At 40.1% G+C, this 18,325-nt stretch carries 14 protein-coding genes; 4 read left to right on the forward strand and 10 right to left on the reverse strand.

Annotated features, from left to right (window positions below; genetic code table 11):
* Positions 1 to 31: 31 nt before the first annotated feature.
* The 5 genes from ilvA to ilvD are packed head-to-tail and all read right to left on the reverse strand — an operon-like array spanning position 32 to position 6,809.
* Positions 32 to 1,291, reverse strand: coding sequence for a threonine ammonia-lyase IlvA (gene ilvA, locus D5018_RS07165; protein WP_121838327.1), 1,260 nt, complete (start codon positions 1,289 to 1,291; stop codon positions 32 to 34).
* A 54-nt stretch (positions 1,292 to 1,345) separates the two neighbouring features.
* On the reverse strand, positions 1,346 to 2,821 hold the full coding sequence (gene ilvC / locus D5018_RS07170; RefSeq protein ID WP_121838328.1) for a ketol-acid reductoisomerase: 1,476 nt from the start codon (positions 2,819 to 2,821) through the stop codon (positions 1,346 to 1,348).
* Between the two features lie 27 nt (positions 2,822 to 2,848).
* Positions 2,849 to 3,376, reverse strand: a complete 528-nt coding sequence (ilvN, locus tag D5018_RS07175) for an acetolactate synthase small subunit (RefSeq protein ID WP_121838329.1) — start codon at positions 3,374 to 3,376, stop codon at positions 2,849 to 2,851.
* 15 nt (positions 3,377 to 3,391) lie between these two features.
* Positions 3,392 to 5,125 carry a biosynthetic-type acetolactate synthase large subunit gene (ilvB, locus tag D5018_RS07180; protein ID WP_207819231.1) on the reverse strand — a complete coding sequence of 578 codons (1,734 nt, stop codon included), beginning with the start codon at positions 5,123 to 5,125 and terminating at the stop codon, positions 3,392 to 3,394.
* Positions 5,126 to 5,129: 4 nt separating this feature from the next.
* Entirely contained in the window at positions 5,130 to 6,809 is a 1,680-nt protein-coding gene (gene ilvD, locus D5018_RS07185) for a dihydroxy-acid dehydratase (RefSeq protein ID WP_121838330.1), read from the reverse strand.
* Positions 6,810 to 7,095: 286 nt separating this feature from the next.
* On the opposite strand from ilvD, the gene D5018_RS07190 reads away from it, so the two are divergent.
* Complete coding sequence (locus D5018_RS07190; RefSeq protein ID WP_121838331.1) at positions 7,096 to 8,409, forward strand: ankyrin repeat domain-containing protein; 1,314 nt, start codon at positions 7,096 to 7,098, stop codon at positions 8,407 to 8,409.
* 43 nt (positions 8,410 to 8,452) lie between these two features.
* Here D5018_RS07190 and hppD read toward each other — a convergent pair whose 3' ends face one another.
* Together hppD and D5018_RS07200 are read right to left on the reverse strand one after the other, a co-directional pair.
* Positions 8,453 to 9,493, reverse strand: coding sequence for a 4-hydroxyphenylpyruvate dioxygenase (gene hppD / locus D5018_RS07195; RefSeq protein ID WP_121838332.1), 1,041 nt, complete (start codon positions 9,491 to 9,493; stop codon positions 8,453 to 8,455).
* Between the two features lie 65 nt (positions 9,494 to 9,558).
* A complete protein-coding gene (locus tag D5018_RS07200) occupies positions 9,559 to 10,719 on the reverse strand; it encodes a homogentisate 1,2-dioxygenase (protein ID WP_121838333.1) in 1,161 nt (386 codons plus the stop codon).
* A 109-nt stretch (positions 10,720 to 10,828) separates the two neighbouring features.
* Between D5018_RS07200 and D5018_RS07205 the strand changes: the two genes are divergently transcribed.
* The 3 genes from D5018_RS07205 to D5018_RS07215 all read left to right on the forward strand — a co-directional run bounded on the left by D5018_RS07205 (position 10,829) and on the right by D5018_RS07215 (position 14,111).
* Positions 10,829 to 11,725, forward strand: a complete 897-nt coding sequence (locus tag D5018_RS07205; protein ID WP_121838334.1) for a LysR family transcriptional regulator — start codon at positions 10,829 to 10,831, stop codon at positions 11,723 to 11,725.
* 26 nt (positions 11,726 to 11,751) lie between these two features.
* On the forward strand, positions 11,752 to 12,543 hold the full coding sequence (locus tag D5018_RS07210; protein ID WP_121838335.1) for a TIGR00266 family protein: 792 nt from the start codon (positions 11,752 to 11,754) through the stop codon (positions 12,541 to 12,543).
* A 185-nt stretch (positions 12,544 to 12,728) separates the two neighbouring features.
* Complete coding sequence (locus D5018_RS07215) at positions 12,729 to 14,111, forward strand: SLC13 family permease (RefSeq protein WP_121838336.1); 1,383 nt, start codon at positions 12,729 to 12,731, stop codon at positions 14,109 to 14,111.
* 377 nt (positions 14,112 to 14,488) lie between these two features.
* Here the strand turns inward: D5018_RS07215 and D5018_RS07225 are convergent, their stop codons facing one another.
* From D5018_RS07225 to D5018_RS07235, 3 genes are all read right to left on the reverse strand, one after another.
* Complete coding sequence (locus tag D5018_RS07225) at positions 14,489 to 16,660, reverse strand: M3 family metallopeptidase (RefSeq protein ID WP_121838338.1); 2,172 nt, start codon at positions 16,658 to 16,660, stop codon at positions 14,489 to 14,491.
* A 428-nt stretch (positions 16,661 to 17,088) separates the two neighbouring features.
* Positions 17,089 to 17,625 carry a chorismate mutase gene (locus tag D5018_RS07230; protein ID WP_165905015.1) on the reverse strand — a complete coding sequence of 179 codons (537 nt, stop codon included), beginning with the start codon at positions 17,623 to 17,625 and terminating at the stop codon, positions 17,089 to 17,091.
* A 24-nt stretch (positions 17,626 to 17,649) separates the two neighbouring features.
* The gene (locus D5018_RS07235; protein WP_121838340.1) at positions 17,650 to 18,153 is read right to left on the reverse strand and encodes a hypothetical protein; all 504 of its coding nucleotides are present in this window, start codon (positions 18,151 to 18,153) and stop codon (positions 17,650 to 17,652) included.
* Positions 18,154 to 18,325: the final 172 nt, after the last annotated feature.

Genomic DNA, 18,325 nt, shown 5'->3' on the forward strand with positions numbered 1-18,325 from the left:
AGGGTAGATGGTGTTTCTACCCTTTTTTGATTCAGACAATATATTGAAATAACTCAGGCTTTTGATTGAGATATTCACCAAGAAAACCTTTCGCTTTCATTCTTTCCAACAATGGTTCAAAGTCTTCTTTTTTTGAAAGTTCTATACCAACTACAGCAGGGCCTTTGGAACGGTTATGCTTTTTAGAATATTCAAAATGGGAGATATTATCTTCCGGCCCAAGTACTTCAACAACAAACTCTCTTAATGCTCCAGCACGTTGCGGAAATCGAATCATAAAATAATGTTTGAGTCCTTGATAAAACATTGCTCTTTCTTTGATTTCCTCCATACGAGTAATATCGTTGTTGCCGCCACTGACAACGCAAACCACTCGCTTACCTTTTATTTGATCTTTAACAGATTCTAGTGCGGATATGGATAATGCGCCTGCAGGTTCAACGACAATGGCATTCTCGTTATAGAGAGTCAGCATATTGCAACAAATCGCGCCTTCTGGAATGGTATGGGTTTCGTCTAATAAATCTCGACAAAAGCCGAAAGTTAGATCGCCCATGCGTTGCACAGCTGCGCCATCAACAAATTTATCTATGAACTTTAAGTTAGTATTGCTACTGTTTTTTAAAGACTGAGATAAAGAAGGTGCCCCCTCTGGTTCTACACCAATCACTTTGATGTTTGGGTTACATTGTTTGCAAACACTTGCTACACCAGAAGCTAAACCACCTCCACCGACCGGCAAAATAATAGTATCAATACCTGATAGTTGATTGATAATTTCAAGCCCTACGGTTCCTTGTCCTGCAATTACATCAATATCATCAAAGGGGTGAACAAAGGTCGCTTGTTGCTGCTCGCAAAACAGTGCTGCAGCTTGGTAACTTTCATCGTAAGTGTCACCAATCAATTGGATGTCAGCATATTCTCTGCCAAACATTCTTACTTGATCCACCTTTTGCTGAGGTGTTGTAATGGGCATAAATATGGTGCCAGTGACTTTTAATTTTTGGCAAGCTAAAGCAACGCCTTGGGCATGGTTACCGGCACTGGCACACACTATCCCTCTGGATAAGGACTCTGCTGGAAGTTGGCAAATCTTATGGTAAGCGCCTCGGATTTTATATGAGCGTACCACTTGCAGGTCTTCTCGCTTAAAGTAAATTTCAGCTTGATACTTTTTGGAAAAATTTTCCATATATTGCAAAGGCGTTTCTTGAACTACTTCTTTTATGACTTCCTTTGCTCGATAGATTTTCTCTATTGGAACGATGTTTTTATCAACGGCTAACATAGTACTCTCTTATCATTAGAGCTAAAAAAAGCTGCCTATTGGCAGCTATTAATCTCAAACTAAGGCTGCCATGGCGGTCATTGAAGCCCTCAACTCTTTTCCAACAGCTTCGATAGAATGGCTTCTAATGGCTTCGTTAATTTCGATTAACTCTTTGTTGTCAATTTGCTTTCCAACAGTGTCATTATAATTTTGACCAATAACTTGTGTATTCACGCCCGACATAAAGCTTTCCAACAGAGGACGACAAGCATTATCAAATAAGTAGCAACCATATTCTGCAGTATCGGAAATGATACGATTCATTTCGTATAGTTTTTTGCGAGCAACTGTGTTTGCTATCAGTGGAAGTTCATGTAGGGACTCATAATATGCTGACTCCTCTTTTATTCCTGCATCTACCATAGTTTCATAGGCAAGTTCTACTCCAGATTTTACAAAGGCAACCAGTAACAGCGCATGGTCAAAGTAGTCTTGTTCTTCTATGAAGTCTTCGGTTGCAACAGATTGCTCGAAAGCCGTTTCAGCAGTCGCAGCGCGCCAGGTGAGCAATTTTTGATCGTTTTCCTTCCAGTCCGCCATCATACCTGATGAGAACGCTCCAGACATGATGTCATCCATGTGTTGTTCAAATAAAGGACGCATGATTTGCTTTAATTCTTCTGAGAGACGAAACGCTTCAATTTTTGCAGGGTTCGATAGACGATCCATCATGTGAGTTATTCCACCGTGCTTTAATGCTTCAGTGATCACTTCCCAACCATGCTGAATGAGCTTAGATGCAAAGCCTGTGTTTATGCCTTGCTCTATCATTTTGTTGAAAGCTAAAACACTTCCTGTTTGCAGCAGCCCACAAAGAATGGTTTGTTCACCCATTAGATCTGATTTTACTTCAGCTACAAATGATGACAGTAAAACTCCAGCTTTGTCAGAACCGATGGCTACAGCATAAGCTTTTGCCAATGCAAGGCCTTCACCTTGTGGATCATTTTCTGGATGGATAGCAATCAGTGTTGGCACGCCGAAGCCTCGTTTGTATTCTTCTCGAACCTCAGAACCTGGGGATTTAGGGGCAACCATTATCACGGTAATGTCTTCACGAATTTGCATGCCTTCTTCAACAATATTGAAGCCGTGAGAGTACGATAAAGTTGCACCCTGCTTCATCAGTGGCATTACGGCGGTAACGGCATTAGTGTGCTGTTTATCCGGTGTAAGGTTGATAACGACATCTGCTTGCGGGATCAGCTCTTCATAGGTTCCGACAACAAAACCGTTTTCAGTTGCGTTTAAATACGATGCACGTTTTTCCTCTATAGCCTCAGGACGCAAGGCATAGCTGACATCTAGACCCGAATCTTTCATGTTTAGGCCTTGGTTAAGCCCTTGAGCACCACAACCTACAATAACGATTTTTTTTCCGTTTAGTTTTTCAATGCCATTTGAAAACTCAGAAGCATTTAAAAATTGGCATACACCTAATTGCTGTAGCTGCTGTCTTAGGGTTAGAGTATTAAAGTAATTGGTCATATTCTTTTAATCCGTTTGTAGGGGCGGTTAGGAAACTAATTTTGTTAGCTCAGAAGAAATATCCATTACTTCTTTGGTTACTGATATTCTTCCTGAACGTAAAAATTGCATTAAGCCAAATGGGCGTAATTCATTGTATAAACGGGTTGTCTCAGCTTTTTTTCCCGTTTTTTCAATCACGAAATAGTCTTTTGAAACGTTAACAATACTGGCGTAAGTATCCGAAATGAGTTCCTGTACTCTGCCGCCATCGTATAGACAATTAATTGGCATTTTGTAAAGTGCCGTTTCGCGGTAAATGGTTTCATCTTCTCGGTGATAAAAGGCTTTGATCACTTCGATTTGCTTATCAATTTGCTTAGCAACTTTTATCGCTTGCGCTTCAGTGATTTCTACCACGATGGTAAGCCTATGGACGTTTTCAATTTCAGACTCAGATGCATTTATGCTTTCGACATTGATATGTCTTTTTAAAAATATCTGCGAAATTCGATTCAATAAGCCCAAATTGTTTTCGGTATAAACTGAGAAAGTAAAGCTTTGTGGTTTTTCCATAACAGGTCACTTCCTTTAAGATAAACGAACATCAGACACAGAAGCACCCGTAGGCAACATAGGAAATACATTCCCTTCCTTTTCTACCATGACTTCAAGGAAATAAGCGGTTTCGCAAGCAATCATTTCATCTATTGCAGCAGCAAGTTCTTTTCTTTTGCTGACACTCTTAGCAGGGATACCATAACCTTCCGCAATTTTTACAAAATTAGGGTTAGTCATTTCCGTTGAGGCATAACGCTTATCAAAAAACAGTTCTTGCCACTGGCGAACCATGCCTAAAAACTCGTTGTTTAACACCACAATTTTTACCGCAGCTTGCGTTTGCATAATGGTGCCTAACTCTTGAATGGTCATTTGGTATGCTCCATCACCAATAATGGCAACCACTTCACGATCAAGGGCACCCATTTTGGCCCCAATAGCAGCGGGAAGAGCAAAGCCCATAGTACCTAAACCACCTGAGTCGACCTTAGAGCGTGTTTGAACAAATTTAGAATAACGAGCTGACATCATTTGATGCTGTCCAACGTCAGAGACAATGATGGCATCGTTGTTCGTCGCCTTATTAATGCACTCAATGGCTTCTCCCATGGTTAAGCCTTCTTTGGTTGGAGAAAGTTGAGCTTGGATCACCTTTTCATCTTCGATTTTCCTTAACTGTTTAAATTCATCAAGCCAGTTAGGGTGACTGTTTTCTTCAATCAAAGGGAGTAAAGCTTGTAATGACTGCTTAACGTCAGCCAAAACAGGGTATTCCACATAAACGTTTTTGTTTACTTCTGAGGGGTCAATCTCAAAATGAATGATTTTGGCTTGTTTAGCGTAACGGTTTAGATCACCCGTTACTCTATCGTCAAAGCGCATTCCAATGGCAATAAGGACATCACATTCATTAGTGAGCTTATTGGGAGCTAAGTGGCCGTGCATACCCACCATGCCTTGATGCAAAGGGTGATCAGACGCTATAGCTGATAAACCGAGTAAGGTGCTTGCACTTGGAATACTTGCTTTTTCTATCAAGGTTTGCAACTCTTGTTCAGCTTCTCCTAATATTATTCCTTGCCCCCAAACAATCAGAGGTTTTTTGGAAGCGTTAATTAGCTCTGCTGCTTTTTCTACCTGAGACATTTGCAAAGTTGGAACAGGCTTGTAACTACGAATAGCTGTACAAGCTTGGTATGCATATTCACTTAATTCGAATTGAGCATCTTTAGTGATATCAATAAGCACTGGTCCTGGACGACCTGAACGAGCAATGTAGAATGCTTTGGATAAAACTTTTGGTATTTCAGACGCTTTTGTTACTTGGTAATTCCATTTAGTGACAGGTGTTGAGATACTGATAATGTCAGTTTCTTGAAAAGCATCAGTACCTAATAAATGTGACGATACCTGTCCTGTAATACATACCATTGGTGTTGAGTCAATTTGTGCATCGGCTAGCCCTGTTACTAAGTTAGTAGCTCCGGGGCCTGAAGTGGCGAACACAACACCTACATTGCCGGTTACTCTAGCGTAGCCTTGGGCTGCATGAGTAGCACCTTGTTCATGACGGGTTAATACATGTTTCAGTTTCGATTGATAGCCATGTAACGCGTCATAAATTGGCATGATGGCTCCACCAGGGTAGCCGTAGATCAAATTTACGCCTTCAGCAATTAGCGTTTTCATTACTGCTTCTGAACCTGTAACTTTTTCAGTTTCTGGCATTACTGTCTCTTTGTTTATTTCTTGAATCATTGCCATAAGTCTAGTACTTATCTGTAACACAACCTTCTGATGCAGAAGCAACACTCGAAGCGTATTTACGCAAAATTCCTTTTGAGTGTTTTTGCGCGGGCGCTTTCCATGCCGATCTTCGATTGTTTATTTCCGTTTCTGATACCTTGAGTTCGATGGTGTTGGTTTCGGCATTAATCTCAATAACATCGCCATTCTCAACTAAAGCAATTAGGCCTCCTGTTTGAGCCTCAGGGGTGATATGACCGACAACAAAACCATGCGTACCACCAGAAAATCGACCATCGGTTATGAGAGCTACGGATTTACCTAAACCAGCACCCATAATCATAGAAGTTGGTTTGAGCATTTCAGGCATACCTGGGCCACCTTTTGGCCCTACGTATCGAATGATCACTACATCACCAGCGATAACTTGTCCGGCTTGGATGCCTTTATTGGCTTCAGATTCACTATCAAATACTTTGGCAGGGCCCTCAAATATCAAGCCTTCTTTACCAGATATTTTTGCAACGGCTCCCTCATTAGCAAGATTGCCAAATAAAATTTGAATATTGCCACTCGATTTAAGGGCTTTTTCTTTTGGAAATATCACCTCTTGCTCAAAGGTTAAGGCTTGCACATTGGCAAGGTTTTTCGCCATAGTTTTGCCTGTAACGGTAAGGCAATCACCATGAAGCAAACCGATTTCAAGCAAATACTTAAGAACGGCAGGGGTGCCACCAATGCCATGTACATCTTCCATCAAAAACTGACCACTAGGCTTCAAATCGGCAAGTAATGGTGTCCGGTCAGAAATACGCTGGATATCTTCTAATCCAAAATCAATATCGGCTGCATGTGCAATGGCTAAGAAGTGCAATACCGCATTTGTTGAACCGCCAAGAGCATTCACTACAGTGATGGCATTTTCTAATGATTTTTTACAGACGATATCAAGTGGTTTGATATCATTAACTAACAAATTGTGTATTGCTTCTGCGGTTTGGCTACTCTCTGATTGTTTTTGCTCATTTTCTGCTGGTATTGAAGCGTTATAAGGTAAAGCTAAGCCAAGCGCTTCAATGGCTGATGCCATAGTGTTGGCGGTATACATGCCGCCACAAGCTCCAGCACCGGGAATCGCTTTTTTTATGATTTGTTTGTATTCGTCGTTATCAATCACTCCTGCCACTTTTTCTCCGAGTGCCTCAAATGCTGAAACTATATTTAGCTTCTTTTCCTTATGAGAGCCTGATGCTATGGTTCCGCCATAAACCATAATGGCAGGTCGATTTAGTCTAAGCATTGCCATTACTGCACCAGGCATATTTTTATCACAGCCAACTACAGTTAATACCGCATCGTAACTTTGTGCTTGTACAACAGTTTCAATAGAGTCAGCAATGATGTCGCGAGATGGAAGAGAATAATGCATACCCGATGTCCCCATAGAGATGCCATCGGAAACACCAATAGTATTAAAAATGAGGCCTAGCATGTCGTTATAGCTTTTTATTTCATTTTTTATGGATGAAGCAATTTGATTTAGGTGCATGTTGCAAGGATTACCTTCGTACCCTGTACTAACAATGCCGACCTGTGCTTTTTGCATGTCTTCATCACTGAAACCCACACCATATAACATGGCTTGCGATGCTGGCTGAGTTTCATCTTGAGTTAAGCGCTTGCTGTATTTATTTACTTTCATTTTAACCACTTTTACAAATCGTTACATTTATTAACATCTGTTTGAAATTGATACAGGCTTTTGAGGTTTTCGTCAATACAAAACTGGTTGGATATGCTGATTCAATTGGTTTTTATTCGTTTTAAATGCTTTTTCTTGAATGTTTATTGCGTTGACGTAAGCTGCTTTTAACTTAGTTATTTCAAAGCGGAATACCTTAACTTCGCTGGTTATATAATTTCACTTCTATTTGCTTGGCGGGTTCGTTATTCTCATAAGGTGTTGAATCAACTGGTTCATCAATCTTATGGCTACACGACCTCCTTGTGTGGGAGAGGTTGATGTCAGATTAGGTAGGCATCATACTCCCCAGCTTTCGACGGACGTTTTTTCAAAACTAGCAAAGTTTGATAGTGGCGTAGTACAAGTTAATTTTAGTACTCGGTTTGGAATCGTCTCGCGCTATTATCAAATAAGCGATGTGCTTGATAGAGAGCAGCAAGCTATAACGTTGTTTCATACCATCCCACCAATTCTGCAAACTAAAAAGTCCGGTATAACTCGTGTGTTAGGTAGGTTCACCTATCTTAAAGACAAAATAGAGAGTCGATTATTGAAAATTGGCTATAAAGATTTTAGTAGCCAGTTGCGCTCGTCCTTAAGGGAAGGAATTGCAGAACTGATTCAATGTTGTAATCAAGATAATTCTGTTGGCTTAAAAAAATTAATAGTCAAAGGAATAAATTTAAACCTGACTTATCCAGAGGTGTTATCTGGCTGGACTGCATTACATCATGCTTCAAGCTGTGGTAAGGCACAATGTGTAGAGGTTTTATTACAACATGGTGCATTAACGGAAATTAAAGCGAAAAAAGGACACCAGACGCCGTTACACTTAGCCGCTCAAAGTGGACATTTGTCATGCGTGCAGCTTTTGGTGATGCATGGTGCAAATATAGAAGCTAGGACTAAAATATCCGCTCTTACTCCAATGCACATGGCATGTTTTTTTGGGCATGTTGAGGTTTTAAATTATTTGTATTCCAGATGCGTTAATTTTTCCCAATCAACAACAGAAGGGATAAATGCATTAATGTTATCAGCAAGCAAGGGTCACCAGAATTGCTTAGCATTTTTATTGTCGAAAAAATTGTGTGGTGATATCAACGCTGTAGATTCTAGAGGCTATACAGCGCTTCATTTTGCAGTAAAAGGTAGGCATTTAGCTTGTGCCGAAGTGCTACTAGAGCATCAAGCTAATGCTGAATTGTTAAATACGAATGGAGAATCAGCATGGTATTTAGCTGTAAAAAATGATGATGTAGAGATGATTAAGCTACTCATTCGTCATGCTGATGTACCGTTATGCAGAGGGTTCGACTTAAAGTCGCCTAGCTATTTAGCTGCCTTTGAAGGTAAAACTGAGATATTTGAGCTGCTTACTGAAGATTTAAAACAGGACAGTAAAAAGTGGATGACATCTCTGTATATGTTTCTACAAGGTAGTAAATTTTCTTGGCAATTTGGCGAAGGACATCTAGAAATTGGGCGAGAAACTTTTACCGTTAAAGATGTTAGCTCGATCCTTTGGAAATTAGACTTTGTTCGTAGTGATTTGTGAATAAAAAAGGCGCTATTTAAGCGCCTTAATTTAAGCTCTATATTTATAGCACACCACGGCGCATTTGATCACGCTCGATAGATTGGAATAATGCCGTAAAGTTACCCTCACCAAAACCTAGGTTGTTCTTACGTTGAATGATTTCAATGAAGATTGGACCAAATAGATTCTTGGTAAAGATTTGCAGTAAGTAACCATTTTCATCACCGTCACACAAAATTTGGTGATGCTTAATGCGCTCACGGTTTTCAGTGATTTGAGGAAGTTTGTCGAAAATAGTGTCGTAGTACTCAGGAATAATATCCAAAGTTTTAATTGACGAACCTTCCATTGCATCTAGAGAGGCAACGATGTCACGAGAAGTGAAAGCTAGATGTTGAACACCTGGGCCATTGTACTCTTTTAAGTACTCATCGATTTGGTTCTTGTCATCGTCTTTACCTTCGTTGATTGGAATGCAGAAGCTTCCATCTGGTGAACGTAATGCAAATGAAGTTAGTCCTGTCTGTGCACCATTGATGTCAAAATAACGAACCTCGGTAAAACCAAAGATGCTTTTATAAAACTCAGCCCACTTACCCATAGTCCCTTTATAGACGTTATTGGTTAGGTGGTCGACTTCCATAAAGCCTTTTTCTTGAACGATGTCTGGGTTTTCAAGATCTACAAAGTCTTGCTTGTAGATGTTGTTTTCATCACCGTATACATCGATGAAGTAAATTAAGCTGTCACCAATACCATAGATTGCTGGGTATGGTAGATCTTTTGCGTTTTCATCAGCAGCTTTAGCACCACGCTCAACAGCCGTTTTAAATGCAAACTCAGCGTCTTCTACACGCCACCCCATAGATGTGATTGCAGGTCCGTGAGACTTTGCAAACTCAGATGAAAAACCTTGGCGCTCTTGATTCAACAGAAAATGGATGTTGTTTTGGTTGTAGTAGTAGATCTCTTTTTCTTTGTGTTTTTTGATTTTAGAGAAGCCGAAATCTAAAAATGCTTTATGCATAAAGTCAGTATCTGGCGTTGCATATTCAGTGAACTCGATGCCTTGTAGGCCTAATGGGTTTAGTTCAGTTGCCATTGTTTGTTCCTCAACTTAATGTGTAGGGTTATTTCTAATTCAGTCAATTCTAAATATTTAATTATCTATTCTTCTATCCAAGAACGGTTGTATTCTTGGCTCATGCACTGTTGAACATTGTCTGTCAGCTTTAATGGGGCAAATGTGTCCACCATTACAGCGTATTCATAGGTTTCTTTTTTACCAACCGAAGCTTCGGTTTTACCCGGCTGAGGTCCATGCGGTAAACCTTTTTGGTGAAGCGTTAAGTAACCAGGGCCAATTCCAGTGCGGCTCATAAAGTCACCATCAACGTAGTAAAGCACTTCATCACTATCAATGTTGCTGTGATAGTAAGGGGCCGGAATCGCTTTTTCATGGAAATCGTATAAACGAGGCACAAAATTACAAATCACAAAATTATGAGCAGTAAACACCAAATGATCTGAAGGTGGTAAGTGGATTTTACCAACTTTAGGCGCATATTCGGTGATATTAAATGCCCACGGGTAAACAAAGCCATCCCAACCAACAAGATCGTATGGATGCCACTCTAAATTAGTGATTTGGTACTTATCACCAAATTTACAAACTAACGGGAAATCACCCTGTTCGACAATCGCATCTTGCAATTCAGGAGTACGAATATCTCGCTCACAGTAAGGTGCAGATTCAAGCAATTGACCATAGTCATTACGGAAGTGCTTAGGGATCTCAACCATAGAAAATGATTCAACTACAAACAGACGAACATTTTCGTAATTATCAAATTTTAATTGGTATGTGGTACCACGAGGTATAACTAGGTAGTCCCATTTTTTGATTTCTAGCGTACCATATTCACTGTAAAGCGTTCCTGTTCCTTCGTGAACAAACACCACTTCGTCAGCATAAGAGTTACGATAAAACTCATTCGTATCAACAGTAACCTTTGCAGTGTACATAGCTACATCAGCGTTGTAGAAAATTTTATTGCGAGCGCTGAAAAAGTTACCGTCTTTATCTGCAGAAGTTGAATCTAGTTTGTAATTTTGAATTAATGCATCTTCCCAGCCTAAACCATGATCAACATGATAAGGTGCCACAGCTAATGCCTTAGTAGGCATATTGTGATGATATTTATTGGAATAGATGTTGGAAAAACCATGAGTGGAAAACAGTTCTTCACGATACAGCTCACCGTTCTCTTTTTCGAAGGTAATGTGTCGCTTTGAGGGTATCTCACCTTGCTTTACATAAAATGGCATTTTTCTACCTTACTCATTGATTTAATTATTTGTAAGCAATTTAATTGCATAGTTAAACAAAAAAAAGAATAATATTTCGCTGTAGATAATCTAAATATTAGATAGTGTTATGAAAATTGATATTGATGCGTTCAGAGTAATGCAGGTATTGGTAGAAGAAGGCAGTTTCGCTAAGGCCGCAGATCGCTTACATAAAGCCCAATCTGCAGTGAGCTATCAGATCAAGAAATTAGAAAATCATTTAAACGTCCAGTTGTTTAATCGGGAGCAGTATCGTGCTCAGCTGACACCTGAAGGAAAGGTGATATTGAAAGAAGGACAAAGATTGCTACAGCAACTATCTAATATTGAGCGACTAGCCCATAGATTTAGTGATGATTGGGAGCCTAATTTAGAATTGGTGATTGATGGTGCTTTGCCTATGAAGCCTATTATGAACGCACTTAAAAGGATGACCGAGCACAATATTCCTACTAAGGTACAGCTGAATATAGAATTTTTAGGTGGTGTCCAAAGTCGCTTTGAAAGGGACAAAGCCGATTTAATGTTGGTAAAGGACTATAAGAATGCGCCAGATCTTAATTCAACGCCTTTGCCTTCCATTACCAACATACTAGTGGCATCTTCAGAGCATCCGCTAGCCAATAAATATAGTGTTGAACTCAGTGAGTTACAAGAATTCGTCGAGCTGACAATCGAAGATTCATCCACCAATGCTCACTTGAGAGATGAAATGCAGTTTGGTGGAGATAAAGTGTTCTATCTTTCTGGTTTTATTATGAAGCGCGATGCTTTGCTAGAAGGGTTAGGTTTTGGTTGGTTACCTGACTTTTTAGCTAAAGAAGATTTACAGAAAGGTAAGTTAAAAGAAGTGAAATTCGTTGGTGGAAGTCAGTACTCATTTACTCCGCAGCTTGTAACTACCCATCACCGTCCTTTAGGAAAAGCAGGGCAATTATTTACTGAGTTGATTCTTGAAGAGTTTTCTTTAGAATCGAACGGATAATAAACAAAATATGCTAGGACATCACAATGCAAAACAGTCACGAGATAGATTACGAAATCATTGGTCATGATATGCAACTGGTCGAAGTGGAACTTGATCCACAAGAGACCGTTATTGCGGAAGCGGGAGCCATGACTTACATGGAGCAAGATATCCAATTCGAAGCAAAAATGGGTGATGGCTCAAACCCTGATGAAGGTTTTTTTGGAAAGCTTTTTAGTGCAGGTAAGCGCGTACTTACAGGCGAAGGTTTGTTTATGACTCACTTCACCAATCAAGGCCATCAAAAGCGTCGAGTGGCATTTGCAGCTCCTTATCCGGGGAGTATTTTAGCGATTGATTTGCAAGAAATTGGTGGTGAGCTGATTTGTCAAAAAGACAGCTTTTTAGCGGCAGCGTTGGGTACTAAAGTCAGCCAGAGATTTAACCGCAAGCTGGGGGCTGGCTTTTTTGGTGGCGAAGGTTTTATTTTGCAAAGCTTACAAGGTGATGGAAAGGTCTTTGTTCATGCTGGTGGCACTTTAGTTAGAAAAGAGTTAAATGGCGAAACGTTGAGAGTCGATACAGGTTGTATTGCGGCGTTTTCAAACGGGATTGACTACGATATTGAACGTGCTGGTTCCATGAAATCTATGTTATTTGGTGGTGAAGGTATCTTTTTAGCCACCTTATCAGGCCACGGTAGTGTTTGGTTACAAAGCTTGCCGTTTTCTCGCATGGCAGATCGCATCATTGCAAACGCTCCATCATCGGGAGGAAGTGACAAAGGAGAAGGCTCTGTACTAGGCAGTATTGGCCGTATGGTAGATGGACGCTAATATACTCGCACTGCGTGGGCTTTTCAGCATTGATGCTTCTTTGTTGTGAAAGTTTAAATTAGCCTGCTAGTTTAAACTTTCACGCCGCGAATAATGCAATTCTGAAAAAGCCCTGAAAGTTGCATCTTCAAGTATCACGAGTATATCAATTAAAAATAATAAACAATGGAAATAAAAATAATAATATGAACATCAAACGCTCTCACTTTATCCTCATCGGCCCAGCTTTAGCTTGGGCTTTTTATTGGTTTTTAACGCTTTCAGGGATGGATTATTTACCCGCAGCAGCGGCCGGTATCACTTTACTTACTGTAATCTGGTGGGTGTCTGAAGCCCTCCCGATTCCAGCAACCTCGCTTGTTCCATTTGCGCTGTTACCTTTGTTCGATATTGTTAGCCATAAAGGCGTTGCATCGGCTTTAGGTAGCCATGTGATTTTGCTACTTATGGCTGCCTTTATGCTATCAAAAGCCCTTGAGAAAAGTGGTGTGCATCGTAGGCTTGCCGTTTATATGGTTAACTTTATCGGTGTGAGTTCAGCATTAAGATTAGTGTTTGGTTTCATGCTCGCCACAGCGTTTTTAAGTATGTGGATATCCAATACGGCTTCAACCTTAATCATGCTTCCTATTGCATTAGCTATTTTGGCGAGAGTGGATAATCCTAAGTTAACCGTCGCCTTGATTTTGGGTATCGCCTATGCTGCTAGTACTGGCGGAATTGCTACACCAATAGGTACACCTCCTAATGTTATCTTTATGGGGATTTATGAAGAATTTACTGGCAAAAACTTTGAGTTTGTCGAGTGGATGAAAGTAGGTCTGCCGATTGTAATAATAGCGATTCCGTTAATGGCATTGTGGTTAACTCGTGGTATTAAACTTGACCAAAATATCGAGCTTCCAAAGCAAGGCACTTGGCGTAGTGAAGAAAAACGAACCTTAATCATTTTTGGGATTACTGTATTAGCATGGATAACTCGTCACGCTCCATTTGGTGGGTGGGCAAATTACTTAGATATTCCTTTGGCGGGTGATAGTACTGTTGCATTAGCGGCTGTTGTGGCAATGTTCATGATGCCAAACGGTAACGGAAAAGGTGAAAAGGTATTAGATTGGGATACGGCGAAAACAATTCCTTGGGGGATGTTACTGTTGTTTGCAGGTGGTATTGCCTTAGCAAAAGGAATGTCTGAATCTGGTTTGAGCCAAATGCTGGGTGACTGGCTGTCTTCTATGTCGCATATTTCAGTATTAGCCTTGGTGGTATTGATTTGTTTAGTGGTGGTGTACTTAACCGAAATTACCAGTAATACCGCGACTGCTACTTTGCTAATGCCGATTTTAGCGGTAGCCGCTGTCGGTGTTGGTGTAAAGCCTGAAGTTTTGATGATCCCTGCTGCTATGGTCGCCAGCTGCGCCTATATGCTACCAGTTGCAACTGCTCCAAACGCCATCGTTTATGGCACTGGAGAAATAGATATAAAACAAATGGTGAGAGAAGGTGCCGTGCTGAGCTTTATGATGGCTATTCTCATCGCTTTTGTGAGTTATTTTTTGTTGGGGTAGTAAGTTAAAGTTAAGTTGTTGAGGTTTAGGATGCCGTGAAGCTTATTTTAAGGCGTCCTTATTATGACTATGTGTTGTGCCTCTTGTTTCTCGGTGGGTGGGGCTTATCAAAATGGATTTGAAGAATCGACAAAAGTAGAACGATGTTTGAATATATCTACTTGCGGTTGTTATCAATGCTGCCCAAAAAAAGAACGAATATTCACTTTGAAAAACTTTTCAACCAAGAGCCAGTTAAAACACAGCCAAGCTCTGGGAATCGAAATTTTTATCACAAATGAAGAAGTGAAAATTAGGATTGTATAGTTGCTTTTCAGCTAATATTGGAAAATTAATTACCTCATGCAATTAATGCATGAGGTAATAATCAACACGTTTTAATCTTTCAACAAACCTCGGCTGCGAAGTAGAGGTTCGATACCTGCTTCTTTACCACGGAAGTTTTTATAAAGCTTCATTGGATCTTCGCTACCACCTTGCGATAACACATTGTTTTGGAAGGCTTCAGCTGTAGCTTTATCGAAGATGCCGTTTTCTTTAAAGGCTTCAAATGCATCAGCGCCTAGGATGTCAGACCAAATGTAGCTGTAATAGCCCGCACTGTATCCGCCAGCGAAAATATGAGAGAAGTAAGTACTGCGATAACGCGGTGCGATTTCTTTCATTAGCCCCATTTTCTTCACTGATTCAGCTTCAAATTTTGCAGCATCACGAACTTTTGAGTCTTTCAGAGTGTGCCAGTCTAAATCAAGTAGAGTTGCAGCCATGTATTCAACAGTAGCAAAACCTTGGTTGAATTGGCTTGCAGCGCGGATTTTGTTCACTAATTCTTGTGGAATAACTTTGCCCGTTTTGTAGTGCTTAGCAAATTGAGCCAGAACTTCAGGCTGAGTCATCCAGTTTTCCATTACTTGAGATGGGAACTCAACGTAATCACGTGGTACTGCTGTACCTGCTTGAGAGCGGTACTTCACGTTAGAAAGAATTCCGTGCAGCGCGTGACCAAATTCGTGGAATAAGGTACTCGCTTCATCAAAGGTAAGCAGTGCTGGTTCACCTTCAGCTGGACGAGGGTAGTTAAGTACGTTAACAATGATCGGTACAGATTTTACACCATTCATGTTGTACTGCTTGCGGTATGAGTTCATCCATGCACCGCCACGCTTACTATCGCGGACGAAGTAATCACCCATAAAGATGGCAATTAGTTCGTTGTTTTTGTCATAGATTTCCCAAGTACGAACTTCATCGTTGTATTTTGGTAAATCTGTTCGCTCTTTAGCTGTAATACCGAATAAACGATTTGCAGTGTAGAACACACCTTCGATTGTGTTTTCTAGTGAGAAATAAGGGCGAGTTTGTTGCTCGTTAAAGCTGTACTTAGCAACACGGATCTTGTCAGCATAATACCACCAGTCCCAAGCAGCTAGTTTGAACTTACCACCTTCTTTATCGATCATCGCTTGCATGTCTGCAGCTTCTGCTTCTGCACGAGAAAGAGCAGCAGGCCATACACGGTTTAGTAGCTTGTAAACATTTTCAGGGGTCTTAGCTGTACGTTCTTCAAGTACATAGTGGGCATGAGTTTCGTAGCCCAATAGCTTTGCACGTTCTGCACGAAGGGCCGCAACTTTAGCTAACACTTTTTTATTGTCGTTAGCGTTATTGTTGTTACCACGCTCGATATAACCTTTGTAGATTTTCTCACGCAGCGCACGATTATCAGCATAAGTTAAAAACGGAGTGATAGATGGACGAGCGGTAGTGAATACCCACTTGCCTTCATGTCCGCGTTTTGTGGCTACACCTGCAGCGCTAGCAATCACGTCTTTTGGAAGACCGGCTAGATCTTTTTCGTTATCAATAACAAGTTCAAAGCTGTTTGTTTCTGCAAGTAGGTTGTCACCAAACTGAAGATTCAATTTGCCGATTTTTGCATTCAAGTCACGAAGCTTAGCTTTGTCCGCATCGTTTAGGTTAGCGCCGCCACGAGAGAATGACTTATAGGTGTTTTCAAGCAAGATTTTTTCAGCAGTATTTAGGTTTAATGCTTCACGTTGCTCATAAACCGCTTTAACTTTTTGAAACAGCTTATCGTTTAAGTAAATGTCATCACTCAATGAAGACAACATTGGAGATACTTGTTTACTAATTTTTTGCAACTCAGGCGTGGTGTCGGCACCTGTTAAGTTGTAAAAAACGTTAGCAACTTTAGTGACCAAGTTGCCAGAGAATTCCATTGCTTCAATGGTATTAGCAAACGTTGGTTTTTCTGGGTTATCAATGATAGCTTGCATTTCAGCACGCTGTTGAGCGATACCTGCTTTAAATGCTGGTAGATAATGCTCAGCTTTGATTGAATCAAAGTCTGGTATGCCGTGAATCGTATCGTAAGATTTAAAAAACGGATTCGAAGCGTTTTGTTTGATGATTTGTTCTGCGGTTTGAGTGGCAGAAGCCGCAGAGGTTTGTGGCTCTGTACTGTGACAAGCTGTTAATGCTAGCGCTAAGGTAATAGCACCAACAAGTGGTTTGATAGTTCCTTGCATTTTGGTATCCCCAGAATGTTTGTATTGCTCAATCCATAATTTGCTTCATGCAAATCAGGACAACATTGAGTTAGTTCTCATGCTTAAATTGATGAGATCTTGTTATTGGGTAGTGTATTTACCATATTTTTTAACTCAATTACTACGATTGAGCAGAATTTTATGTAACAAGGCGTGTTAGTTTTAACAAGTAAAATGCTTTTGTAGTAGAGAGGATGTTAACTAACCTCAACTCTGTATAATAAAATCAATAACAACCTGATTTTAAATGCGAACCTTAAATTTTATCTGCAGTGCTGCTGATTACTCGTAGTTACAGGCATAACAGTTCGTAATAGTCAGCCTATTTCGGGCTGTTCTAACACAGAAATACCTGTAAGTAGCTGTGCTGTATGGGTTGATTTATGCAGAGCTGAGGTTAGCAATTGTTATTTCTTGTTATCTTTATCTAACTCTATTTTCTTTAAAGCTTTAAATAAAGTTTGCTGTTGCTTGTTACTAAGTTGTAACTCAGAAAATGCTCTAGAAAATGAAGGGTAATTTAAGCCAGTCAATTTAGCTTGAGTGTTCAATTGGTGTGCCAGTGTCGTGAAAAGCTTTTGATTGAGTTTTGCAAGCTTTTTTCTCGTTTCTGTGATTGGAATTATTTTGTGAGATTGCGTTTTGGGGTTATTGAAGTCGGCATGCTGAATTTGTTTGCAAGAGTCCATCATAGCTTGAGTGAAACTGAGTACCGAATTGGGCTCTAATGTATATTTTTTAGCGGATTGAGCTGCTTTAGCTAACACCACTTGTTCCTGTTTTAGGTTTTCAATCGCAATATTCTTATGGATTTTGTAACTAGCCACATCATGACAAAGACTGAGTCTTGCTTTTATTATGGAATTAATTTGAACGCTATTTTCAGCGAATGTGCTGATTGGAAACGCAACAAGGAAGATGTAAATATAATGCTTTATTTTCATAATGGAGGGAGACATTCAATAGTTTTAGTTATTTTTACACATTTTAAACTCTTTTACATGTAACACTCTATCGGGCATGAGTGGGTGTTCAAAATTATCTTTCTCTAGCCTTTCTAACATTGCCGATGTGCTTACTGGAACCCAAGTAACCACTTTAACTCCTATTGGCTTACGAGCTTCATTCATTAGTCTTTTTAATTCAGCTTTTCTTTCTTCTTCGCTGCATCTGCCCATTTTGGCCTCTAAGCGCTTAATTATTTCGTACACGTCTAAGTAATCTCTGGATTGGTCGTAGCGTTCTTGGCTAGTTAATTCCACTTGCAGGGATGAGTCAGTGAACCATTTTTCTGTTTGTATTGCTATTTGTTCTTTCCCTTTTAAAGGCTGATGGGTTATCGCGCAAAGTGCTTCGTCATTTTTAGGTGCTTGTTTAGAACATATACTTATTACTCTAATCAAATCAGTTTTGAGCAAAGCATAAGCTTTATCTAGGTGTAGGCGAAAAACATGGTCGGTTTGAAAGTACAAATTTCTTTGTCTAAATAGCTCTAAACAGACAACAACAAATACATGTGCGTATTCCGGTGAATTGGATCACCGATTCCAGATTGATGTGGATCACTAAGCACCTAACGTAACGTGAAGCCCTATTTTTAATCTATGTGATCCACATCAGTCAAGATTTCCTCTTTTTTACGCA

It is taken from the genome of Parashewanella curva, from assembly GCF_003675895.1.
In the GTDB taxonomy this organism is placed as follows: domain Bacteria; phylum Pseudomonadota; class Gammaproteobacteria; order Enterobacterales; family Shewanellaceae; genus Parashewanella; species Parashewanella curva.